This window comes from Methanosarcina sp. KYL-1, from assembly GCF_024372725.1.
Taxonomy (GTDB): domain Archaea; phylum Halobacteriota; class Methanosarcinia; order Methanosarcinales; family Methanosarcinaceae; genus Methanosarcina.
Genome location: NZ_VOUA01000004.1, coordinates 57,494 through 81,331 on the forward strand (window position 1 = coordinate 57,494; position 23,838 = coordinate 81,331).

At 49.6% G+C, this 23,838-nt stretch carries 17 protein-coding genes and 1 pseudogene; 10 read left to right on the forward strand and 8 right to left on the reverse strand.

Annotated elements, in window-relative coordinates; translation table 11 throughout:
* Window positions 1–63 precede the first annotated feature (63 nt).
* The 3 genes from FTO70_RS05030 to rpsJ all read left to right on the forward strand — a co-directional run bounded on the left by FTO70_RS05030 (window position 64) and on the right by rpsJ (window position 4,210).
* Window positions 64–2,256 carry an elongation factor EF-2 gene (locus FTO70_RS05030; protein ID WP_255334615.1) on the forward strand — a complete coding sequence of 731 codons (2,193 nt, stop codon included), beginning with the start codon at window positions 64–66 and terminating at the stop codon, window positions 2,254–2,256.
* 338 nt (window positions 2,257–2,594) lie between these two features.
* Window positions 2,595–3,863 carry a translation elongation factor EF-1 subunit alpha gene (tuf, locus tag FTO70_RS05035; RefSeq protein ID WP_255334616.1) on the forward strand — a complete coding sequence of 423 codons (1,269 nt, stop codon included), beginning with the start codon at window positions 2,595–2,597 and terminating at the stop codon, window positions 3,861–3,863.
* Window positions 3,864–3,901: 38 nt separating this feature from the next.
* Window positions 3,902–4,210 (forward strand): 30S ribosomal protein S10, encoded by a 309-nt coding sequence (gene rpsJ / locus FTO70_RS05040; protein WP_011021276.1) that lies wholly within the window; start codon window positions 3,902–3,904, stop codon window positions 4,208–4,210.
* A gap of 381 nt (window positions 4,211–4,591) precedes the next feature.
* Here rpsJ and FTO70_RS05045 read toward each other — a convergent pair whose 3' ends face one another.
* The 3 genes from FTO70_RS05045 to FTO70_RS05055 form a co-directional block, all read right to left on the reverse strand.
* Window positions 4,592–6,082, reverse strand: coding sequence for a DUF4139 domain-containing protein (locus tag FTO70_RS05045; protein ID WP_255334617.1), 1,491 nt, complete (start codon window positions 6,080–6,082; stop codon window positions 4,592–4,594).
* A 158-nt stretch (window positions 6,083–6,240) separates the two neighbouring features.
* Window positions 6,241–7,743 (reverse strand): DUF4139 domain-containing protein, encoded by a 1,503-nt coding sequence (locus FTO70_RS05050; protein WP_255334618.1) that lies wholly within the window; start codon window positions 7,741–7,743, stop codon window positions 6,241–6,243.
* A gap of 314 nt (window positions 7,744–8,057) precedes the next feature.
* Complete coding sequence (locus FTO70_RS05055) at window positions 8,058–9,560, reverse strand: DUF4139 domain-containing protein (protein ID WP_255334619.1); 1,503 nt, start codon at window positions 9,558–9,560, stop codon at window positions 8,058–8,060.
* A gap of 293 nt (window positions 9,561–9,853) precedes the next feature.
* Between FTO70_RS05055 and FTO70_RS05060 the strand changes: the two genes are divergently transcribed.
* Window positions 9,854–11,398, forward strand: a complete 1,545-nt coding sequence (locus tag FTO70_RS05060; RefSeq protein WP_255334620.1) for a PGF-pre-PGF domain-containing protein — start codon at window positions 9,854–9,856, stop codon at window positions 11,396–11,398.
* Between the two features lie 752 nt (window positions 11,399–12,150).
* Here the strand turns inward: FTO70_RS05060 and FTO70_RS05065 are convergent.
* Window positions 12,151–13,092 carry a nucleotidyltransferase domain-containing protein gene (locus FTO70_RS05065; protein WP_255334621.1) on the reverse strand — a complete coding sequence of 314 codons (942 nt, stop codon included), beginning with the start codon at window positions 13,090–13,092 and terminating at the stop codon, window positions 12,151–12,153.
* Window positions 13,093–13,568: 476 nt separating this feature from the next.
* Here FTO70_RS05065 and FTO70_RS05070 point away from each other — a divergent pair, with 476 nt between their 5' ends.
* The gene (locus FTO70_RS05070) at window positions 13,569–14,819 is read left to right on the forward strand and encodes a M20 family metallopeptidase (RefSeq protein WP_255334622.1); all 1,251 of its coding nucleotides are present in this window, start codon (window positions 13,569–13,571) and stop codon (window positions 14,817–14,819) included.
* A 32-nt stretch (window positions 14,820–14,851) separates the two neighbouring features.
* Window positions 14,852–15,322 carry a GNAT family N-acetyltransferase gene (locus tag FTO70_RS05075; protein ID WP_255334623.1) on the forward strand — a complete coding sequence of 157 codons (471 nt, stop codon included), beginning with the start codon at window positions 14,852–14,854 and terminating at the stop codon, window positions 15,320–15,322.
* 90 nt (window positions 15,323–15,412) lie between these two features.
* Here the strand turns inward: FTO70_RS05075 and FTO70_RS05080 are convergent, their stop codons facing one another.
* Complete coding sequence (locus tag FTO70_RS05080; protein WP_255334624.1) at window positions 15,413–17,524, reverse strand: glycoside hydrolase family 15 protein; 2,112 nt, start codon at window positions 17,522–17,524, stop codon at window positions 15,413–15,415.
* Window positions 17,525–17,820: 296 nt separating this feature from the next.
* Here FTO70_RS05080 and FTO70_RS05085 point away from each other — a divergent pair, with 296 nt between their 5' ends.
* A complete protein-coding gene (locus tag FTO70_RS05085) occupies window positions 17,821–17,976 on the forward strand; it encodes a hypothetical protein (protein WP_255334625.1) in 156 nt (51 codons plus the stop codon).
* 219 nt (window positions 17,977–18,195) lie between these two features.
* Here FTO70_RS05085 and FTO70_RS05090 read toward each other — a convergent pair whose 3' ends face one another.
* Both FTO70_RS05090 and FTO70_RS05095 read right to left on the reverse strand, forming a co-directional pair.
* Window positions 18,196–18,318, reverse strand: coding sequence for a hypothetical protein (locus tag FTO70_RS05090; protein WP_255334764.1), 123 nt, complete (start codon window positions 18,316–18,318; stop codon window positions 18,196–18,198).
* Window positions 18,319–18,337: 19 nt separating this feature from the next.
* A pseudogene (locus tag FTO70_RS05095) lies at window positions 18,338–18,553 on the reverse strand (NAD(P)H:quinone oxidoreductase); the annotation flags it as partial.
* Window positions 18,554–18,878: 325 nt separating this feature from the next.
* Between FTO70_RS05095 and tnpB the strand changes: the two are divergent.
* Window positions 18,879–19,991 carry an IS200/IS605 family element RNA-guided endonuclease TnpB gene (gene tnpB / locus FTO70_RS05100; protein WP_255334626.1) on the forward strand — a complete coding sequence of 371 codons (1,113 nt, stop codon included), beginning with the start codon at window positions 18,879–18,881 and terminating at the stop codon, window positions 19,989–19,991.
* Window positions 19,992–20,172: 181 nt separating this feature from the next.
* Window positions 20,173–20,745, forward strand: a complete 573-nt coding sequence (locus FTO70_RS05105) for a DUF1847 domain-containing protein (protein ID WP_255334627.1) — start codon at window positions 20,173–20,175, stop codon at window positions 20,743–20,745.
* A 213-nt stretch (window positions 20,746–20,958) separates the two neighbouring features.
* Here FTO70_RS05105 and FTO70_RS05110 read toward each other — a convergent pair whose 3' ends face one another.
* The gene (locus tag FTO70_RS05110) at window positions 20,959–22,653 is read right to left on the reverse strand and encodes a hypothetical protein (protein WP_255334628.1); all 1,695 of its coding nucleotides are present in this window, start codon (window positions 22,651–22,653) and stop codon (window positions 20,959–20,961) included.
* A gap of 402 nt (window positions 22,654–23,055) precedes the next feature.
* Between FTO70_RS05110 and FTO70_RS05115 the strand changes: the two genes are divergently transcribed.
* Window positions 23,056–23,811: a hypothetical protein gene (locus FTO70_RS05115; protein ID WP_255334629.1), complete on the forward strand. Its 756-nt coding sequence runs from the start codon at window positions 23,056–23,058 to the stop codon at window positions 23,809–23,811.
* The last annotated feature ends 27 nt before the right edge of the window (window positions 23,812–23,838 follow it).

Here is a 23,838-nt window from a genome sequence, read left to right on the forward strand (position 1 = left end):
GGTTGCCCCGATTTTTTTAAGTTTACAATATAACAAAATTTACGTTATTTAAAAGGTATCAGCATGGGACGAAGGAAGAAGATGGTCGAGCGCGTAACAACGCTCATGAATGAACCCGCAAAAATCAGGAACATCGGGATCGTTGCGCACATTGACCACGGAAAAACCACATTAAGTGATAACCTGCTTGCAGGCGCAGGAATGATTTCCAAAGAGCTTGCCGGCAGACAGTTATTCATGGACTCGGACGAAGAGGAACAGGCAAGAGGCATTACTATTGATGCTTCAAACGTTTCCATGGTCCACACTTATAATGATGAAGACTACCTGATCAACCTGATCGACACCCCCGGACACGTTGACTTCGGTGGAGACGTTACACGTGCCATGAGGGCCGTGGACGGGGCCGTCGTTGTCGTGGATGCCGTAGAAGGCACCATGCCGCAGACCGAAACCGTGCTCAGGCAGGCCTTAAGGGAGCACGTAAGACCGGTGCTTTTCGTCAACAAGGTCGACAGGCTTATCAATGAGCTTCAGGTCGACGCCCAGGAAATGCAGGTCCGCCTCGGGAAAGTCATCGACCACGTTAACAAGCTTATTAAGAACATGAACCCGGAGAAGTTCAAGGCCGGCTGGAAAGTCGATGCAGCAGCCGGAACCGTGGCCTTCGGTTCAGCCCTTTACAACTGGGCAATCAGTGTGCCCATGATGCAGAAGACAGGGATTTCCTTCAAGGACGTCTACGACTACTGTAAAGTAGGCGACATGAAGAGCCTTGCAGAAAAGTGCCCCCTGCACGAAGCTGTCCTTGACATGGTCATCCGTTACCTGCCAAACCCGCTCGAAGCCCAGAAGGGCAGGGTGCCGGTAATCTGGCACGGAGATGATAACACCGAGATCGGAAAGTCAATGGCCAGCGCTAACGCAAACGGTGACCTTGCTTTCATGGTAACGGACATTTCCGTGGACCCCCACGCAGGTGAAGTCGCAACCGGGAGGCTTTTCAGCGGCTCTTTTACCCGTGGGATGGAAGTCTACACCTCAGGGACCGTCAAGAAGAGCAGGGTCCAGCAGGTCGGGATTTTCATGGGCCCCGAAAGGCTCGAAGTGGAAAAGATCCCTGCAGGTAACATTGCAGCCGTTACAGGCCTGAAAGATGCAATCGTCGGGTCTACCGTAACCACCCTTGAAGGCATGACCCCCTTCGAAAGCATCAGGCACGTAAGCGAACCTGTGGTGACAGTGGCTGTTGAAGCCAAGCACACCAAGGACCTTCCCAAACTGGTCGAAGTCCTCAGGCAGGTCGCAAAGGAAGACCCGACTCTCCAGATCACCCTGGACGAGGAAACCGGCGAACACCTGATGGCCGGAATGGGAGAACTCCACCTGGAAGTCATCGCCCACAGGATCGAAAGGGACAAGAACGTAGAAATCACCACGAGCAAGCCAATTGTGGTCTACAGGGAAACCATCAAGAGAAAGATCGAGCCCGTGGAAGGAAAGTCCCCGAACAGGCACAACAGGTTCTATATCTTTGTGGAGCCCCTTGACTCTGCAATTGTTGACCTTATCAAGTCCGGTGAGGTAAGCATGAGCATGCCTGAACTTGAACGCAGGCAGAAGCTCATGGAAGTCGGCATGGACAAGGAAGAAGCAAAGAGCATTGTCGGCATTTACAGCTCTAACATCTTCATCGACATGACCAAGGGTATCCAGTACCTGAACGAAACCATGGAACTGGTGCTCGATGGGTTTGAGGAAGTCATGCGGGCAGGCCCCCTTACCAGGGAACCCGTGGCAAACGTGAAGTGTGTGCTTGTGGACGCAAAACTCCACGAAGACGCAATCCACAGGGGCCCGGCTCAGATCATTCCCGCAGCCAGGCAGGCTATCCAGGCCGGGATGCTTATCGCAGAGGACAGCCTTCTCGAACCTTACCAGAAGGTCTTTGTCCAGGTGCCCCAGCTCACAATGGGCGGCGCCACAAAAGAAATTCAGGGCCGCAGAGGCATCATTCTGAACATGACCACCGAAGGAGACCTGGCAATTATCGAGTCCAGAGTGCCTGTGGCCGCAATGTTCGGGTTTGCCGGAGAAATCAGGTCCGCAACCGAAGGCCGTGCAATGTGGAGCACGGAGTTCGGAGGCTTTGATATTGTGCCTACCAGCCTTATGACTGAAATCGTAGGACAGATCAGAGAAAGGAAAGGCCTGAAGAAGGAACTTCCCAAGGCCTCTGACTTCCTCGGGATGTAAGCGGAAATTCCGCTTCTCCCATATTTTCGGGTTCCGTAGAATTTCCCTGCCGGGTGGGCAAAACCTCTTCCGGATTCAGGGAAACTCGATAAACCCTTCAAACACAGCCAATCGGAAAGCTTTAAAACAAGGTATGCCTATATTGGGGAAAAATACTCCAGGCAGCTGGAAATTCAGATTACGTCGACTCGATAAAATAGTTTCAGACGGAATCTGCCAATATTGATCGAAGCCGGATGTTGCAAAGAGCAGGTCAATATTGAAATCCGCCCTAATGTTAATATAGTAATTACCTGATATAGCAATGAAACTCATCAGTATGTAAAGGAGAAATTAAGATGGCAGCAGAAAAACCGCACATGAATTTAGCAGTTATTGGTCACATTGACCACGGAAAGTCAACCTTCGTAGGACGCTTAATGTACGATGCAGGAGCTGTACCTGCACACATTATCGAGAAGTACAAAGAAGAAGCAAAGCAGAAGGGTAAAGAATCCTTCGCCTTCGCATGGGTCATGGACTCCCTCAAGGAAGAGCGTGAAAGAGGTATCACCATTGACATCGCTCACAAGAGGTTCGACACTGACAAGTTCTACTTCACAGTCGTGGACTGCCCGGGTCACCGTGACTTCGTTAAGAACATGATCACTGGTGCCTCCCAGGCTGACGCCGCTGTCCTTGTGGTCGCAGCTCCTGATGGTGTTATGGCCCAGACCAGGGAACACATCTTCCTTTCCAGGACCCTCGGCATCAACCAGCTGATTGTTGCAATCAACAAGATGGACGCAGTCGAATACAGCGAAGCAAGGTACAAGGAAGTCGTGGAACAGGTTTCCGGTCTCCTTAAAATGATCGGGTTCAAGCCAAGCGAAATCCCCTTCATCCCGACCTCCGCTTTCCAGGGCGACAACATCGTCAAGCTCAGTGAGAAGACCCCCTGGTACAAGGGCCCCGCAATCATGGAAGCCCTCAACAACCTCAAGGTACCCACAAAGCCGGACACCCTCCCGCTCAGGATCCCTGTGGAAGACGCATACACCATCTCCGGTATCGGAACCGTGCCTGTGGGCAGGGTCGAGACAGGGGTCATGAAGAAGGGCGACAAAGTCGTCTTCATGCCAGGCGGAGTATCCGGTGAAGTAAAATCCATTGAAATGCACCACGAAGAAATCCCGCAGGCAGTCCCCGGTGACAACATCGGCTGGAACGTCCGTGGTATCGGCAAGAACGATGTCCGCAGAGGAGACGTTTGTGGCCTTGTAAGCAACCCACCAACCGTTGCTGACGAGTTTACAGCACAGATTGTGGTCCTCCAGCACCCATCCGCTATCACCGCTGGATACACCCCGGTCTTCCACGCCCACACCTCTCAGGTAGCCTGCCAGCTCATCTCTCTTGACAAGAAGCTCGACCCCAAGTCCGGGCAGGTCAAGGAAGAAAACCCGACCTTCATTAAGGCCGGAGACGCAGCTATCGTTACAATCAAACCAACAAAGCCGATGGTCATGGAACCTGTCAAGGAAATTCCGCAGCTCGGCAGGTTCGCTATCCGCGACATGGGTATGACCATTGCCGCCGGTATGTGCATGAGTGTTAAACAGAAATAAACACTCTCCTTTTTTATTTTTGAAGGAGAAAAAAGGTTATGCAAAAAGCTAGAATCCGATTGTCAGGCATCAGTCCCAAGGATCTGGACGGAGTCTGTAACCAGGTAAAGTCCATTGCCGAAAGGACTGGAGTAAACATTTCCGGCCCGGTTCCGCTTCCCACAAAGAAGCTGGTAGTTCCTACAAGGAAGAGCCCCAGCGGGGACGGGACTGCAACCTGGGACCACTGGGAAATGCGCGTACACAAGAGGCTCATTGACATCGCAGCCGACGAAAGAGCGCTTCGCCAGCTCATGAGAATCCAGGTCCCGAAAGACATCAACATCGAGATCGTTCTCGAAGGATAAATGTTAAAGATCCAGGTTACAGAACCATTCTGTAACTGGTCTTACAAACTCCTTTTCTTTCCCTATTCTGGAATCCCAATTAATTCATATTTTTATTTTCAGGAAACTTCCGGCGGCTGGCCGTATGGCATTTTTCCAGCAGGCCGGAACCCTTACCATCTGGAACTCTTACTATCTATTTCTAACCTTACTATCTATTTCTAACAACATTCTTTTGACAGGATTTCTGTCTATGTAACAACATCCAGTTAGTTCTACTCCAGTTCTATTTCTGACTACATCCAGCTATAACAACATCTATTCCCTGAAAACATCTTACTTCTGACCACAGTTCTGCCGACATCAGGTTCTGACTTTTAACTGGCAGGAACCACCCGGAACTTAAAACCGGTTTTCCACGGTGTAAGTAACGGTTTTCGTGCCTTTTGCAGGGACCGTCACCCGGAATTCGGCAGTAAAGGCATCGGTCTTTTCGTATTTGTCAGAACTCTCGAGGATTTCCCATTCCCCGTAGAAGTGTTCGACAACCGTTACGGGTTGAGCCTCAGATTTGCTGTTTTTAAGCTCGATTTCATAGCTGACCCTCTCCACATTATCACTGATGCGCTCGTAATCTGTCTGGGTCCGGGTAGCTGTCACATCGAAAGAAGAACCGACTGCTACCTTTAACTCCCCGCCTTCGGGCGTGTGTTCGATCATATCCTCTCCCAGGAACTGAAGATCCCCTCCTGCCCCGGTTTTGTATACCTTCACGATACCTCTCGGAAGAGGCATTCCAAGCCCGTTTTCTTTTGAGTTCGGCAGGCTCAGGAAAACCCTTACCTTATCACCCCGGGAACTGTCAAAGATAAGCTCTTTTTTTACAGGGACGGAACTGGCAGAGAAAAGAGAGATCTGTTTGGCCTGGTTATTTTTCAGGGTTGCCGGCCTCTCAAGGGTATAGAGGTGGTACTCAAAGAAGGCTGCTTCCGTAAAGGGCTCTTCCATCGGAGCTTCTGCAGCGGCTTCCTCGGCATACTCATATACCGGCCGGGGGGCAGAAACCCGGTTGATTTCCCCGGAAACCAGTTTTATACTGGCATCCTCAAAGGCAACTCCCGCCCTGTTGTCAATGCTCACCAAGGACGCAATATCGGCTCTCGTATCATCGGCATTGCTTTTAAGGGTATAATCCGCCCTCCAGCTCATCCCCCCTGTAAGGTATGACACGAGAAGCTCCCGTTTTCCGGTGACAGGAGAATAGAGCTGCCAGATAAGCGAAGGCTTTGTGGAAAGCCCCGATGTGTCGGGCACTTCAACTTTCATCACGTCCTGTAGCACCACGACATTTCCCCCTTCCTGCTCAAGGACAAGCCCCCCTCCCTCATAGCTCAGCAGTTTCCCGGTGTAGGTTGCCCCGTCTCCCCCGGTTGCGGAAATTTCCCTGCCCAGGTACTTTTCTAGCAGGCTGTAACTGCTTACCAGGTCGTACTCGTAGTTCTGCTCAAGGACAGCGGTCTCCTTGCTTTTTGGGTCCTCGACCATAACCGAAGCAGGGTCGATCCCGGACGCAACATTCGTATACTCCACAAGATTGACTCCGTTGCTGAGTTCGAATTCCCTCGTTTCCTTCACAAAGGCGAGGTCCTGCTCATAGACCGTAATCTCGATGTCCCCTCCGTCCCCGGCTGCCCCGGAACCCAGAAACCCGAGGGGGTCTGCAGGCTGAACTTTTGAATCCATACCCGGTTCAGACCCTATTCCATCCCCTTCACTTCCGGACCCGTATGCCTGAGCCCTGCTCCCGTTGTCCTGAAGCACAAAGGCCGAAAACAGTAAAATAACCCCGAAAAATGCCATTGTAAGGCACAAAAAGCGCTTTTTCACTCCCATAGTAATTAATATGTTTCAGATTTATATATACGTGATTTAAATACATAATTTAATACAGATTTACGGCAAATTATGCCAAAAAAACCTTATTTTTTTCAAAAAAGTTTAGAAAAAAGGCTTCATAGCCTCTTTTCTACGGATTTTTCAGGAACCCGGGCTCAATTCCTGTGTTCCAGACTGATAGATATTTTCTTTGACCCGTCTGCAGGAACCGTTACCTTCCATTCGGCGGTGAATGCGTCCGTCTTTTCGTATTTGTCGGAACTGCTTGTAATCTCCCAGTCCCCATAGAAGTGCTCAACGACTGTGACGGCCTGGGGCCCGGTTTTGTGGTTCTTGAGTTCGATTTCGTAGCTTTCCCGCCACACGTCGTCGCTGACCCTCTTGTAATTCGTCTGGGTCCTGGTGCCGGTCACATCGAAAGCGTTTCCTACAGCCACTTCGACCTCTTCATCCTTCGGGGTGTGGTCGATGCTGTCTTCGCCCAGGAACTGGAGCTGGCCGTCTGAGTCAGCCTTATATACCCTCACAACCCCTGCAGGGAGAGGCATGCCCAGGCCTTTTTCCTTTGAGTTTTCCAGGTTCAGGACTACCTGGACCTTGTCGCTCCTCGCCCCGTCGAAGATGAGTTCCTTTTCCACCGGGACGGAGTCTGCAGAGAGCAGGGAGATCTGTTTGACCTGGTTGTTCTTGAGGGTTGCAGGCCTTTCCAGGGTGTAGAGGTGGTACTCAAAGAGGGACTCTTCGGCAAAACTGTTCCTTGCAGCCCCATACGCTGGTTCTTCCGTGGGCATCACCTCATAGGCGAATTGCGTCTGAGGCACATAGACCCTGTGGACTTCTCCTGCTACCAGTTTCAGTTTTGCGTCTTCGAAAGTGGTGCCTGCGGTGTTGTCGACACTGACCCAGCCCTGGATGTCAGCTTTTGTATCATCGGCATTGGTTTTTACAATATAGTCCGCCCTCCAGTTCATGCCTCCGGTCAGATAGGAGGTAAGGACATCTCGCGTGCCCCCCACCGGAGAGTAAACCTTCCAGACCAGGGTTGGTTTTGTAAGCAGGTTTGCAGAGTCCGGGAATTCCACTTTTGAGACTTCGGAGAGGGTTACTACTTTTCCGTCCGTGAGCCTGAGCACGACTCCTCCGTCATGGCTGAGGAGGGTTCCCGTATAGGTGTTTCCTTCCTTGTCGGTAGCTGTGATCTCCTTATCCATGAATTTTTCCAGGAGCTTTGAGCCGCTTACCAGGTCGTACTCATAGTTCTGCTCCAGGACAGCGGTTTCTTTGCTCTTCGGGTCTTCAAACATAACCGAGGTGGGGTCAATGAGGGCTGCCACATCCGTGTACTCGATCTGATTTACCCCTGCCTGGAATTCAAGCCCCCTCCTTTCCTTCACGAGGGCGAGGTTTTCATTGTAGACCGTAACCTCGGTAGCCGATTCCGTTCCCGCAGCCCCTGCCGTAAGGAATTCCAGAGGGTTTGCAGGTTCCACTTTACTGACCGCGCTTACATGGGATTCTACCCCGTTTGCAGCGATTTCGGATACATCTGCCGGAGCCTGAACAACCCCGGGAGAAAGAGGATGCATGAAAGCTGCAGCCGCAGCTGCAACCCCTATAACTGCCAGCATAAGCCAGGCATAACTCTTTTTATTTCTCATAACAGGAGATAAGGCACTGTTTTATTTATATTTGACTTTGACTGCGGATGCGTTTGAAGTTATCCCGCCTGCCTCCGGTTTTCATAAATATATAAAACCTGAAAGGATACTCTGAGATTCCCAGAACAGCAATATGACTAAATCTCACTATAAGCCAGGATTAATAGGAGAATTTTTTGAAAGAAGTATGAAAAGCCGGTTTGAAAAGTAAGAGGGCAAAGCCCCCTTACAGATATTTATCAGATTTCTTCCCTTAAACCGGGTTCCGGAAAATTTTCAAGCTCCAGTCCGGGAACTCAAAAACTGCCGAAAACTCAATACCTGTGTTCCACGGTGAAGGAGATCTTCTTTGACCCGTCTGCTGGAACCGTTACTTTCCATTCGGCGGTGAATGCGTCCGTCTTTTCGTATTTGTCGGAGTTGCTGGTAATCTCCCAGTCCCCGTAGAAGTGCTCCACGATTGTGACGGCCTGGGATTCGGTTTTGTGGTTCTTGAGTTCGATTTCATAGCTTTCCCGCCACACGTTGTCACTGACTCTCTTGTAATTGGTCTGGGTCCTGGTGCCGGTAACGTCAAAAGCGTTTCCTACAGCCACTTCGATTTCTTCATCCTTCGGGGTGTGGTCGATGCTGTCTTCGCCCAGGAACTGGAGCTGGCCTTCGGAGTCAGCCTTATAAACCCTAACCACTCCTGCAGGGAGAGGCATACCCAGGCCTTTTTCCTTAGAGTTTTCCAGGTTCAGGACTACCTGGACCTTGTCGCTCCTCGCCCCGTCAAAGATGAGTTCCTTTTCTACCGGGACGGAGTCCGCAGAGAGCAGGGAGAGCTGTTTGACCTGGTTGTTCTTGAGGGTTGCAGGCCTTTCCAGGGTGTAGAGGTGGTACTCAAAGAGGGACTCTTCGGCAAAACCGCCCTTATCCGCCACTTCATACGCTGCCTCTTCCTCGACGATTTCATCATACGTAAATCTCGGCTGGGGCACAAAGACCCTGTGGACCTCCCCTGCAACCAGTTTCAGGCTGGCGTTCTCGAAAGTGGTCCCTGCAGTGTTATCAACACTGACCCAGCCCTGGATGTCAGCTTTTGTGTCATCGGCATTGGTTTTTACAATATAGTCCGCTCTCCAGCTCATGCCTCCGGTAAGGTAGGAGGTAAGGACATCACGTGTGCCCCCCACGGGAGAGTAGACCTGCCAGACCAGGGTGGGCTTTGTAAGAAGGTTTGCCGAGTCCGGGAATTCCACTTTTGAGACTTCGGAGAGGGTTACGACCTTTTCGTCCTTGAGCCTGAGCACCACCCCGCCGTCGTGGCTGAGGAGGGTTCCAGTATAGGTGTTTCCTTCCTTGTCGGTAGCTGTGATCTCCTCATCCAGGAATTTTTCCAGGAGTTTTGAGCCGCTTACCAGGTCGTACTCGTAGTTCTGCTCCAGGACCGCTGTTTCTTTGTTTTTTGTATCTTCAAACATAACAGATGTGGGGTCAATGAGGGCTGCCACATCCGTGTACTCAACGTTGTTTACCCCTGCCTGGAGCTCAAGTCCCCTCCGTTCCTTCACGAGGGCAAGGTTGTCGTTGTAGACCGTAACCTCGGTAGCAGCCTCCGTTCCCACGGCCCCTGCGGTCAGGACCTCCAGCGGGTTTGCAGGCTCCACTTTGCTGACCGCGCTTACATGGGACTCTACCCCGTTTGCAGCGATATCCGATGTAGCTACCGGAGTCGGTGCCCCGGTAGAGAGTGGATACATGAAAGCTGCAGCCGCAGCTGCAACCCCGATAACTGCCAGCATAAGCCATACATAACTCCTTTTATTTCTCATAGCAGGAAATAGGGCACTGTTTTATTTATATTTGACTTTGACTGCGGATTCGTTTGAAGTTATCCCGCCTGCCTCCGGTTTTCAAAAATATATTAAGCCTGAAAGAATGCCTGGAGATATTCAGGACAGCAATATAAGAAACATCGGCAGACACACCTGAAATTATACACAGTATAATAATATATACAAAAAAAGCACATATTTTAAGACCTGTAGCGGATGCCCGGGGGCCCAAACCCCTGAAAAAAATCCCGGAAAACCCCTGAAAAAAATAATGACAAAGGTCTCATTTCATGAACACTGAAAAAAACTCTGAAAAAGAAAACCTGCGCAGGACCTCCGGTTTCATTTCCAGCCTGATCTCAGGCCCCATACCCGGCCTCACCCGCGGCCTTACCCCTGGCCTTATCTCCGGCCTTATACTGATTCTCCTGCTCTCAGGAACGGCAGTCCCCGTTTCAGCCGCAGGGATTACGGCAAGCAGGGAGATCCCGGAGGGACCCGTGTACGCCGGCGGGGCTTTTACCGTAAATATAACCTTTCAGGCGGGACAGTACCTTGAGGCTCCCGCCCTGGATGAAGACCTCCCTGAAGGCTGGAGCGTAAGCCCTGTGGTAAATGACGGGGCTTTATTTAAGGAGTCGACCCTGGAATGGGTCTGGACTGAGAGCCTTTCCGCAGGTGCAGGGAAGAACATTGTGTACAGGGTCACAATCCCCACAAGCCCCGAACCCGGGACCTATACCATTTCAGGTACGGTGTCCGCATATTCCCTCGCTTCCGTTGCTGTTGGAGGAGATTCGGACGTAGTGGTCACATACCCACCTCCGGAAGCCGAATTTTCCGCAAGCCCCCTCTCAGGGACAGCCCCCCTTACAGTCCTGTTTACGGACCTCTCCGACAATTCCCCGGACTCCCGGGAGTGGGACTTTGACGGGGACGGAAACTTCGACTCCGGCGAAACAAACCCTACTTACACCTACGAGACCCCGGGCACCTATAACGTCACACTCCGGGCAGTCAACAGCAGCTCCGGCAGCGATACCGAGACCAAAATCGGCTACATAACCGTAATAAAGACCGCGTCTTCCGGAGGAGGCGGGGGCGGAGGAGGTGGCGGAGGTGCCGGTTCCGCAGAACCCAACAGCAACATAGAGCTTAAGGAAATCTCAAACGAACAGGTTTTCAAAGGGTCCCACGCCCGCTACACCTTCAAAGGCGAAACGAATGAAATAGTGTCCGTGGAGTTTGACCCGAAAAAGAGCTTCGGGAAAACAACTGCCATCATAGAGATGCTTAAAAACACGTCCACACTGGTCGCAGGGCCCGCCCCCGGCACAGTCTACAGGAACATGAACATCTGGGTAGGAAACAGCGGATTTTCAAGCCCCGAAAACCTTGAAAACGCAAAAATAAGCTTCAGGGTAAACCTGACCTGGATTTCGGAACAGGACATCAACAAAAGCACGATAACCCTCTACAGGTACGGTGAAGGCACCTGGGACCCGCTGCCCACAACCCTGAGCGGGGAAGACGAAACCTGCCTCTACTTCACAGCTGAAACCCCCGGCTTTTCGCCCTTCGCAATCTCCGGCACATCAGAAAACACCCGGAAGATAGAACTCCTGCCCACCCAAACCGGAGAATATCCGGAGTCTCAAGGCCTGCTGAGTGAAGAGGAAATATCCGGAAAAGAAAGCCAGGAAACTTCGGAAACTGATCGCGAAGACGAAAGTGAGAAAAATGGAGAAAAATATGCTACTGGCCCCGGCACAGTATTTGCGGCAGCAGGAGTGCTGACTTCATATTCAGTGATGAAGAGAAAGAAGCAGGAGTAAATTTAAGAGGCGGTTTTGAGTTATACCGTCGAAAGCCTGAGTTTGAGCCCATCTAACCGGAATTCAGCACTTCACTTTTTTATCCCCGGAGAACCATTTTTTTGATTTGCTTTTTCAGGTACTGGCGTTCTCATCGGCCGACGAAGGAGGCCGGCCTTTTCCATAAAGATTGATAAAATATGGAGAAGTAAAAGCGCAGTCCGATGAATGTAAAAGAGCGTTGGGATAAACAAAAAAAGGCAGCAAGGCGACTGACGAAGTACATTGGAATGATCAAAAAGGGCAGCAAGGTGACAGCAGAAGTTTAATAAAATGACCAAAAAGGGCAGCCAGATGACTGACGAAGTATAATTAAATGACCAAAAAGGGCAGCCAGATGACTGTATAAGTACATTGGGAGAATCAAAAAAGGGCACCTGATAACTGAATTTTATATTGTGTTAGCTGAAGAAGGCAAAAAGTAAAAGATGCCGGATAAACGGTAAAAATGTAAGTAGAACAGAAAAGCCATACAACCTAAAAAATATTCTGTTTCAGATTTTTATTTTATTTCTTTTTGGGAAGGCGCCGCCAGGCAAGCTGGCGGGTTTTTTCCCTCTTACGCCTTGACTGAAAAAGGTTTTTGGGGTAAAGGGAAATATTTTCAATATAAACTGGCAATGTGTTCCCAAAACACCCGGGAAGAAAAACGGTTTTCGGGATCTAGCGAAGTGTTAATCCTCATTTTACAACGACGGCACCTGAAACACTTTTCACTTATACCCGCACTGCTCAAGCCAGGTAAGGGACCTTATCCATTCTCCTTTCGGCTCCCTTGAGGTGCCAACGACCAGTCTTTTCATGTCCCCGAATTCTTCGACCACGCCGCGGGCTTCGATGATTTCGCCGGGGAGGGCCTGGCCTGCGTATGTATGGGTGTAGGAGAGTACGTGGTCGATTTCCTCGTGGTCGACTTTATAGTACGAAGGGCTGTCAAAGGCAAAATCGGCGTTCTTGACTTCAGCTTCGATTTTCAGCTTGACGGTGTCTTTTCCCCGCAGGAGGGGCTCTTTTATCTGGTCCCATTCCCGCACGAAAAGGAGGTCGAAATAGGTGCCTTCCACCATGCCCCGGTTACCTTTCCTGGACTCGTGCAGCATGAATTCCTCAAAGGAGATCTCGGGAATCCTTTTCCTGTAGATGCGCTGCCACATGTCCTCATCGATTTCCTCTATGGGCCCTTCCTGCTTTTTTGCAGCGGTGATGGCATCCCTTGCCCGGAACCAGGCAGGGCCGTAGACCACGAAATCTACGTCCGAGCTTTCGTTCTGGAGCCCTGCAAGCATCGAGCCCGTAACCCCCATGCTTGTCCTGGGAATCCCGGCTTCGTCCAGGGCTTTTACAATTGCCCTCACGCGGGAATCGACCTTCAGGAGTTCCGGAATACAGTCGGAAGGGCGCAGCACCTGTTTGATCTCGGTTTGGGGGACCACGTGCAAGTCCTGCACCCATTCGGGCCTGTGCTCCCGCATGAAATCGAAAGCGGGGCCGAAATCGTATTTTCTATACCGTTTCCCGTTTAACTCCCGCTCCCCGGTTTCGTCCGGAACGTAGCGGAGGGTTGCCCGGACTCCGTCTTTATGGAAGTAGTCGGAAACCGCAAAAAGCCAGTCATCTTTCGTAACAAGAAAATCCCGGAGGCGTGTTTTGAGCATGGGTACCAGTCCTGAAAATGGAATAAATATTATGGGTATTATAATATTATTATATCATTTTTATAACTAGAATGCCATAATTACCATGGCGGTACAGATTCGTAAGTACGACAGCCGGCTTGACTGCAGGGCCTTGATTTCATAACAGATCAAAAAATGTATTGTATCAGCCACGTATATAATTATCGAACAGTTTTTATCGAACAGTCAATTCTCAAGCAGTTTTATTTCCGAACAGCTTGAATGATACTTAAAGCAATAAAATTACCTGACAGATTGGATAATATACAGTGAAGTAATAAAATAAAGTATAATGGATATTACCGGGAGTAAACAGAATTAAACTAAATATTACTGAGAAAACAGAATAAGAAAATAAACAGGATTAAACTAAATATCCGAATTGAACTAAATAACCGAATTAAACTAAATGTTACTGAGAGAACGGAATAAGAAAGTAAACGGAAAAACCCTGCATGAGCAGAAAATCCGAGGTAATTTTTTTGAGAAAAGACCCGAGTGCAGAAGCGCTTGAAGCCTGGATCATCGGGCTGAGACGCGAATTTCACCGATACCCCGAACTCAGTTTTGAAGAATATGAGACCCAGAAGAAAATCCTGAAGACTCTGGACGAACTGGGAATCGAAGCCCGGAAAATCGCAGATACCGGCGTTATTGCAAGCATCTGCGGCACGGGACCCGGGCCCTGTATCGCCCTCCGCACGGATACTGACGGGCTTGAAGTGCAGGAAGCGCTGGAGCAGAGAAACAGGGACTACATCTCCAGAAATGACGGGATCATGCACGCCTGCGGGCACGACGGGCATATGGCCATGCTTTTTGGGGCTGCCCGGCTGTTTTTAGAAAACAGGGACTTCCCTGGAGAGGTCCGCCTGATCTTCCAGCCTGCCGAAGAAATCCCCCCAGGAGGCTCGGAAAGGGTTATTGCCGAAGGAGGGCTTGAGGGTGTTGACGCCGTCCTGGGCATGCACATTTTTACAAACCACGAATCCGGAAGCGTGGGTTTCCGCCCCGGGCCTTTCATGGCAAGCACCAACCGGTTCGAGGTCACCCTTGTGGGAAAAGGGGGCCACATCTCAAAGCCTGCAAACTGTATCGACCCTGTACGGATGGCAACGGACTTCATAAGCAGCCTCTACCCCGCCCTGGACGAGAGGCTTGAACAGGACAGGTACGTCCTGGGGGTAGGGAGGATCCAGGGAGGAGCACAATTCAACCGGACCCCGGACACGGTCGGGATCCTTGGGAGCTACCGGACCTTTGACAGCTGCACCACGGACACAATCGACCGGACGATAAAGGAATGCCTGGACAGGGTCACTGAAAGGTATGCAAAGGAAGGAGAAGAGTTTTCAGGTCTTCCTAACTACGAGCTCGATGTCCTCCACGGCTACCCGGTCCTGGTCAACGACCCGGCATTCACGGAAGCTGCCCATTCCGAACTGAAAGAAAGCTTCCCGGAACTCACAATCTATCCTGATATGGAAAAGACCTTTGCCGCCGAAGACTTTGCAAGCTACCTGCAAAAAGTGCCCGGAATCTTCATCTCCCTTGGCACCTTAAACCCGGAAAAGGGGATCATGGAAATCAACCACTCCTGCAGGTTTGACATCGATGAGGAGATCCTTTTGCAGGGCACGAAAGTTTTCCACACCCTCGCCCTGGACTTCCTGAAAAATCCCAAAAAATACCTTGGAGCTGCCTGAAAATACCTTTTTGCCTTCGGGAGAGAAAACTCATGATCATACAGACATACGATGAGTCCAGAAAAGAAGAAGTCAGGGACGTTGTCCTCGAAGTCCTTCTTGAGCACGGGTTTGAGTACGACAGGCTCAAGGACGCCGACTTAAAGGATATCGAAGGCTACTACTTCGCAAAAGGAGGCACTTTTTTTGTAGGAATTGCGGACGGCAGGGTAGTGGGCACAGCCGGGGTCAGGAAACTGGAGGACGGAAGCTGTGAAATCAGGAGGATCTACCTGAAAAAGGAGTTCAGGGACAAAGGTCACGGAAAACAGCTCTTTCTTGCGGCCCTGGGTTTTGCCGAAAAGAACTGTTCAAGCGCCGTGCTTAAAACCGACAAAGTCCTCACGAAGGCTATCGATATGTACCTTAAGCAAGGCTTTTCCCTTCTGACGGAAAAAAGCGGGTCTCCGAATGAAGAATTCGAATACCTGTATTTTGAAAAGCGTTTTGAAGGGCAGCAGTAAAATCCAGGTCCGCTTTTTGCTCTCTCTTTTTGCCTTCTTAATTTTGCCCTCTAATCGTTTTCTCTTATTTAGCCCTCTATTTGGCCCCAATCATTTCATTTTGCGGGATAACTGGCAGGAACCTCCCTCTCTTTTCTCAAGGGCCTGAAGGTATTCAAGCACTGCCAGCACATAGGCTGAGTGGGACCAGGCGAGGGGGAGGACAGAAAGGGGCCTTCCTCCGTCATCCACCTGTTCGGACATCAGGCCGGAGGCATGGGTGTGGGCTGCGCACCAGTCAATGAGTTCCAGGGCCCGGTTCAGGTCCCCTACCGCAGAGTACCACTGGGCGAGCCAGAGGGTACAGATGGGCCAGCTGTTCATGTAACCGTAGTAGCGGTCATCGCGGTAGCGGGCAATGCCGCCGGAGGGGCGTGTGAGTTCACGCTCGATTGCCTCCATTGTAAGGACTACTTTGGGGTCATCGGGTGGGAGAAGCCCGAAGTACCAGACAGCAAACACTGAAGAGTCCAGGGTAGGGTCATCCAGAGAGCGCCGAAAGCGCTTCAGTTCCTTATCGTAGAGCTTTTCCAGGACTGCCTGCTTAACACGTTTTGCGGCTTCTTCCCAGAGGTCGGCCTTGTCGTAGTCTCCTATGGTACGGGCCAGTTCGGAGGCGCCGTGGAGGCCGGCATAGACCGTACAGGCGCTGTAGGTGTGCACCCCTTTTCGCTCTTCCCATAGGTCAAAGCTTGAAACCGGAAGGCCTGTCTCCCTGTCAAGGGCTTTTGTAAGATAGTTCGCAGCCGGGATTACAAGGCCACGGTAGTACCTGCCAGTAGCCCAGACGCTCCTTGCAATCTCCCAGTTGTTGTAGAGGGCATAAATGGGAAGCCCGGTCTCGTCTATCTGGACCATGGGCACGGGGTGCCAGGTGCTCCCGAAGTCTCCTGCAGGGGTATACTTGTGCAGGAAATTACCCCGGTGGGTAATGGTTTTTGAGAAAAATTCGAAAGTTTCCGTGCTCAGGTGGTGGTACCGCGCCCTATCAAGCGCTAGGCAGACCCAGGCTGCGTCCCTAGGCCAGCAGTAGGTGTAGAGGTCGGCCCCAAACTGTTTGATATCCGAGTCGCAGGACGCAATCACCGAACCCGAGATGTCCATGTGGGCGACTATGGTAAGGAGGCTCCGGTAAAAGCACATTACGACCCTTTCGGAAAGCTGCGTCAACCAGGAAAACTCCGGGAGGACGGAGATCCTTTCGGTAAAAGAGTCCCAGAAATTGAAGTTGTGGTGAAAAAGGGCGCTTCTTCTGGCTTCCTTTACCCGCTTATGGACCTTGAGCACGTTGCAGTATTTTTTCCCGAGCACGATCCAGAAATGCACCCTCGCTGACTCCCCGGGTTTCAGTTCTGGCAGGGTCCAGCCCAGGGTAGAGTCAACTGAGCCGTGAGCTACGGGATTGCCGCTGAGGTAGGCATCGTTTTCCATATCCTTCCAGGTGCCTTCCATCCCTTTCCACTCCGCTGTCCCCACTGCATACTGGTCGAAAACCGGATCACTCCCGTGCAGGAAATAGCGGTCGCGCTTGTAGTGGATAAGGGTTTGCTTATCGATTACTGCAGTTTCCCCTATCTTATTTTCAAGAATCCGGTAGTTCTGGTTGGAAAAAAAGCGAAGATGTTTTACAGCCCCTGAAATGTTCTTAATTTCAAAGGTCCTGTAGAAGATGTTAACGGAAGGATGCACAGCCTCCCAGGCCGTTACCCTGAGCCCTAGTTCGGGGTTTTCGAACATGGTTTCCCCGATATTGGAAACCGCTGCCCTGCAAGCTTCCGGACCTTTTTCTTCTATTTTTTCTTCTAATTTCCCTTTTATTTTTTCCTTTCCCGTTTCCTTTTCCGTTTTTTCTTCTATTTTCTCTTCCGTTGACTCCTGTGGGCTTGAAATTTCCAGGAACTGCTCGCAGAAGTTTTCTTCAAACTCGGACTTGTAGCGCTGCCGGATCTTCCAGTTTTCAAGCCAGCTGCAGTAGAGAGAATCAAGGTCGCAGATCCCCACTTTTATCAAGTTCCCGTGGTTCTCAAGCCCAACATAAGGGAAGTAGACATCTCTTATAGTTCCTTTCTCATCTTCGCAGATCAGAATTTTTCCGTTTCCGAAAATCAGCGGCCTTATCCCTGGACACCCCCAGCTTCTTTTTTCAAGTCCCTTCCCCCTCAAGTTATCATGAGAATGTATCATGAGAATGTATCATGAAAATTTACCCTGGAATTTTCCACGGAATTTACGTGAGATTTCACATGAGAATTGAATGTATTCCCTCAAATAGTTTAGGGAAAGGGACCTCTGATTTTGAAAAGTAGGTGAAGCAATCAGACTTTAATATCATCACATAAATATATATAAATTACATAAGAAAGTTTATATTTTATTGTGCCCATTTTATTTATGCTTTCTAAAAACAGAGCATCAGAAGTAAAACAAATCACATACAAAAAAAATGTGTGTGTTTTCAAATGGTTTACATAAGAAAAACCTGTCCCGTTTGCGGGAATGAGTTTTTTGTCCTTAAGAATGCTGAGGAAAAGGCTGTATACTGTACCATGGCATGCCTGACAACAGCACAGGAAAAGCTCGAAGCAAGGAACGCGATCTGCCTGAGTCCGGCCTGAGCATTCGTAGGGGGTAAAAGGGGATCAAAGTTGGGAGGGAGAACACTCCGATGAGAAGTGTTTCCCAGTCTTTTTTTATTGGAAAATGGCCATAAGGCAGGTTTAATTTTGCAAACTTCAGTCCGCCAGTACCTTCCGGGCCCTGTTTTATCCTTTGGGACTCTATTTTGCAAAAAAGTAAAAGTAAGAGAATGGGTTCTGGAGAATGAGTTCTCTTCTTCAGTTCCGGGACAGTTTTTTTGCGATTTCTGCCACATGCCTCCCCTGGTAGCGGGTCATTGCAAGTTCGTTTTCCGAAGGCTGGACGGTTTCCGTCCCCTGCGGCAATCGTTGAAGCCCCATAGGGGCTTCCCCCGGTGATTTCGTCCATCCTTGTCTGCCGCATCTCCAGGTAAGGCAGGCCCGCGATGACCATCTCATGGTGAAGGAGAGTGAAATGGAAACTGATAATTGTGGTTTCCTGGCCTCCGTGCTGGGTTCCGCTGGAAGTGAAGACACTTCCCACCTTTCCGACCAGAGCATACCGAATCCAGAGCCCCCCGGTTCCGTCCAGCAGGGCTCGCATCTGGGCGGCCATGTTTCCGTAGCGTGCAGGAGTCCCGAAAATCGGGGCATCTGACCTGCCAGTACCTCCTCATACATATCCCTGGTAAGCACAGGTATGTGGGCAAAAGCTTTTTTGTCTCAACTGCCCCTATTTTCTCAATTACATCAGCGGGCAAAGTTTCCGGTACCTGGTAGATCTGAACTTCCGCCCTTTCAATTTCCCTGGCTCCCTCTGCCACTGCTTCTGCCATTTTATCTCTTAAGGCGCGGAAGGGGATGAAAGCCGTCCACTTTCCGGCACACGATTAGTTAACTTGCCTATATACATATAAATTCGTAAAACGTTTATTGATATGATGTTAAAAGCCTATAAATTCAGGTTGTATCCTGCCGCCGAACAAAAAACCATGATAGCTAACCATATCGGTAGCTGCAGGTTCGTCTATAACTGGGCTTTAGAACAGAAAATCAAATCTTACGAGCAGGACGGGAAATCCCTATCCCAGTATGACCTGAACAAACGGCTTCGTGAACTGAAACAAGAACATGAATGGCTTAAGAAAGTAAATTCACAGTCATTGCAGGGAATGACGAAAAACTTAGATTCCGCTTTTACCATGTTTTTCAGGGAAAATAATGGTTTTCCTAATTTCAAATCAAGAAAGAACCCCATACAGTCTTTTCCTATCCCTCAACACTACACTGTCGATTTTGAGAATAACGTTGTCAAACTCCCTAAAATCGGTAAAGTTAAAGCAGTTCTCCACCAGAGGTTTGAGGGAAAACTAAAAACAGCAACGGTTTCCAGAACCTCTTCTGAAATCTACTATCTCAGTATTCTTGTGGATAATGGTGAAGAGTTGCCCGAAAAACAGGAATTTTCGGCTGATACAACTGTAGGGGTTGACGTGGGTATCAAGGATTTTGCAGTTCTCTCAACAGGAGAAAAAATAGAGAATCCTGAGTACCTGAAAAACTCTATGAAACGCCTGAAAGTCCTGCAAAAAAGAGTAAGCAAAAAACCGAAAGGTTCAAAGAACAGGGAAAAAGCCAAATTAAGGCTTGCCAAACTCCATGAAAAAATCCGCAACCAGCGAAACGATTTCCAGCACCAACTTTCCTCTAAACTTATACGCGAGAACCAGGCAATAGCTGTGGAAACGTTAAACATTAACTGTATGCTTAAAAACCATTGTCTTGCACGGGCAATCTGTGATTCTTCATGGAGCAGTTTTGTTACAAAGTTAGTGTATAAAGCTGAATGGTTCGGGAAAACCCTGTTAAGGATAGGGAGGTTTGAGCCATCAACAAAGCTTTGTAACGTTTGCGGGTATCACAATTCAAACATAACTCTGGATGTTAGGGAATGGGAATGCCCTGTGTGTAAAACAAAACATGACCGGGACATAAATGCCGCTATTAATATCAAAAAATTTGCACTTCAAGCTCAAAATCTGATTGTAACTTGACACCTGCGGAACGTGGGGAAGAGCCTGTGGACTTGCGGAGCTTACTCCGGGGAATGAAGCAGGAAGCCCCTTCCTCAAAACCTGAGCCGCAAGGCAAAGGTTTTAGGGAGGAGTAGTTCACCACATTCCTTTCAGACTTTCAGGTCAAAAATCTGTAAGAAACTCAAGGAATGAATAAAATATGAAATGTGCGCTCTGCAATGAAAAGGAATGCCGTACGGGAAAGGACTGCACTGACATCATTGAAGAAATCAGTTACAGGGGAAAAGACCTTGTTTCCATGAAGGTCTCTGCCGAAATCGAGGCCCGCTACTACATGGAAAAGACCCGGCTGGAAGAACTGGTCCTCTACGCGCAGGGGATGGGGTACAAAAAACTGGGGCTTGCTTTCTGCATCGGGCTTGAAAAGGAAGCCGGGGTCATCCATAGGATTCTTGCCAGGGATTTTGAGGTTGAATCGGTCTGCTGCAAAGTCTGCGGGCTTTCCAAGGACGATTTCGGGCTTGAGAAGCTGTACGGGGACGGCTTCGAAGCAACCTGCAACCCTATTGGCCAGGCAAAAATCCTGAATAAAAAAGGGACCGACCTTAACATCATCGTAGGGCTCTGCATCGGGCACGACATCCTTTTTACGCAGAACTCCAAAGCTCCGGTGACGACTTTGGCGGTCAAGGACAGGGTGCTCGCCCACAACCCCCTGGGAGCCATTTATTCGGGATACTACCTGAAAAAGCGGTTTGGAATTACGGACTGAATTAAAAGCTAAAAAATAAGGAATTGACGTTAAAGAACGGAAAAATAAGAAATGATTTGCAAATGGGGGAGGTAGAAGGAGGTTCCCGGGAGCACTGCCTTTCCGATCCTTTTAATTTTACCCGGGATATGCCTGAACTGCAAGTCCCCGGGTAATGTGGCAGCTGTTATGCTACCTCGTTTTTCCCCTTTCCTCCGATTTGCTTTTCTACGGTTACCTGTCTTTCCTTTTCTTTTTGAGCCCTACCATTCCGAGGAGGAGACATGCCATCATCAGCATGTTTATCGCAGCCTTAATTCCTGAGCCCGAAACTACCCTTGCCCCGGTTTTCAGCACGGGTGTGCTCTGCATGTTCAGGGAATAGCTCGGGTCAATACCCAGGATGAAGAGGTCTGTAAGACTGTAGGTGCCTGTACCCTGTACGGTGTAATTGATGTAAGTCTGGTTTCCTGGCATGTCTGCAGGTGCCAGTGGCCCCACATCCCACCAGTAGGCATATCCCTCTATCGGGGAGCTTACTGCAGTACTTCCGTCCGGGTCTGTCTCATTGTATACCATTGAGAAATCCGTTGGGACTATGTCATACACAACCACAACAGGAGGCGTTTCAAGGTTGCCCAGGTTGTGGACCCAGAGGGTGATGTCGTACTGGTCCTCATTGGTCGCATTTTTGGTTATGGACTTTTTTGCCTCCACAAGGTACCCGTTGATGATGTATATTGTCTCAACAAGTTTGTAGGTCCCTCCTGCTGTTGAATAGCTTTCCTCAAGCTGGTTACCAGAATCCGAAAGGTCCACGGAAAGGTCAACATCAATCCAGCCCACAGGTACCGGGTCAGGGAAGTCTTCTACAACAAAATCATAGGCAGACCATATCCCTTCCTTTGCAATCTCTCCTGACCCATATTCGTGGGTACTGAAAGCCGAATCTTTCTCCAGCACTGTGCTGTTGGTCACGTATACTGTCACTGAGGATATACTGAAGCTTATAGTCTCATCATCTGTGTTTTCTATCCTTGGCGTGAATGCCCAGTCGTTTCCATCGCCTGAACTCAGCTGTTCTTTCTGGAGGGTTATCTCAAAGTTTGCGGTTGTTGCCGTCGGGTCTTCGTTGAGCCGGATCCCGCTTGCGGATACTGTCCCGTCGTCAATTGTGAACTGGAGGGTTGCGTTTCCCATGTAGTACTTCATTGAGCTCTGGATTCCCCCGCTGGAATGGGCTCCTTCGTCGTTTTCGGTGGCCGTGAAGTTGAGCGTTGCCTGGCTGACCGTGGCGTTGAGTTCGGATATTGTCCAGTTTATTTCGGTTCCGCCAACTATCGCCGCAGTTCCCACATCGGCATCTTCATTAGAGAATCTAAAGTCGGCCGTGGAATTCCCGTTGCTGTCTGAAGCTGTCTTAACGAGCTGGATATTGGTGATTGTTGAGCCTGATGCATTGTTTACCAGGGTCAGGGATACGTCTGTAGCCCCCCCTACGAGCAGCTTTTCGGATTCGTAACTCTCCTGGAAGATAACAGGTCTCGAACCCGAACAGTCATAGCTCAGGGTTGTGGACTCACCTGCCCCTAGGAGGTTGATGTGGACCGTGGCATACCCGTCCCCGTTTGTAAGGGTGACATTCGATGGGTCGTTTACGCCCCATCCTGAAGTACTCCCTGTACTGAAATTCAGGGAAATGTCATAGAGGTATGTTGATCCAAGCGTGTTTGTTATGATGATCTCCCCCTCGCCTGTGGAAGCCCCCTGTGTGAGCGTTACCCCATCGAACTCATCCTCCAGGTTCATCGATTCCGTGACCTGGATGTCGAGTACTGTGCCTGCAGAGGCTGGCAAAGAAAGGAAGCCTATCAATACTATCCCTATGAGAGCATAGCTTAAGCTCTTATATTCAGCAGGAATTTTCATTTTCTCCCCCACTTATGTCTATGCCTGTTCTCTCCCTCCCCGAGGGTCAAGAACGGCTATTTACAGACATGGTGTACTTTATAACTTCAAGTGCTAATATTGTGAGTTATGCAGTGTCCATATATAAACTTTTTTGAAATGTATATTAGTGAATTTTATTGCATTGATCGAATCCAAACTCCATATTATATTTTTATTCTTGATATACGAATTCTCTTCTTTCAGTTTTTCCCGGGATTTGTTCGATTTTTTCATTTTCTATCCTCCTTTCAAAGGGGTCTGGCAAGTAATGGATTCTTTAATAATCCTCATGTTAAGAACAAAAATTATATACAAGTTAAGTGAAATTTTTTACAAAGATTTTATTGAAACAATGTCCTTTGCATGAAATAGTCGGGAGTGTTGGACATAGGAACAAGAATTAGAATATTACTGAGTCTGCTTCTCATCTCCCAGCTGGCCGCAGCTGTGAGTGCCGGGGACGTAGTGGAGGTATGGGACCACTACAATGTTACCATCAGGACGGATTCCGAAACAGCCCGCATAATAGAAGAACTCACTATTAAGAATGTAATAGATAAACCTGTAGTCCCGGGGTACGGGTACATATCCCTTAGCAGGGATCAGGGTCCCACATATCTGGGCCTGTCCCTGCCTTTTAATAAAGAGGAGCCAAAAGCCCTGAAGGTCCGGGACGTTTCAGCAAGGCTGGATGACGGAAGCCTGATCACGGATGTCCTTGTGACGGAGGAGGAGGACGGTACTACTGTAAGGTACGGGTTTTGGACTCCTATTATGCCCGGACAGTCCAGGACAATCATCATAGAATATACTTCAGATGACATCGTCGATAAAGGGCTGCTGTTTGACCGCATCAGCTACACGGTGCAGCCTTCAAGCATTCCCATAGAGAATGCCCGAATCCAGGCTGATCTCGGAGGGGACAGGCATATCTCATATTCAAGCGTCCCGCCTGCTTCAGTGGGGGACAGGGTCACCTGGGAACGCAGTGGGCTTAAAAACGAAGCCTGGCAGCTGGACTTTGAATACAGCGCCCTGCCGCTCCCGCACTCGCCAGTACACTGGGCAGACATGAGCTTGGGCCTGTTGTTCGGAATTATCGGTCTATGGTCATACCGCCAGTGGAAAGTTAGGTAATGAAGTTATTGAAGTTGGCAATGGAAG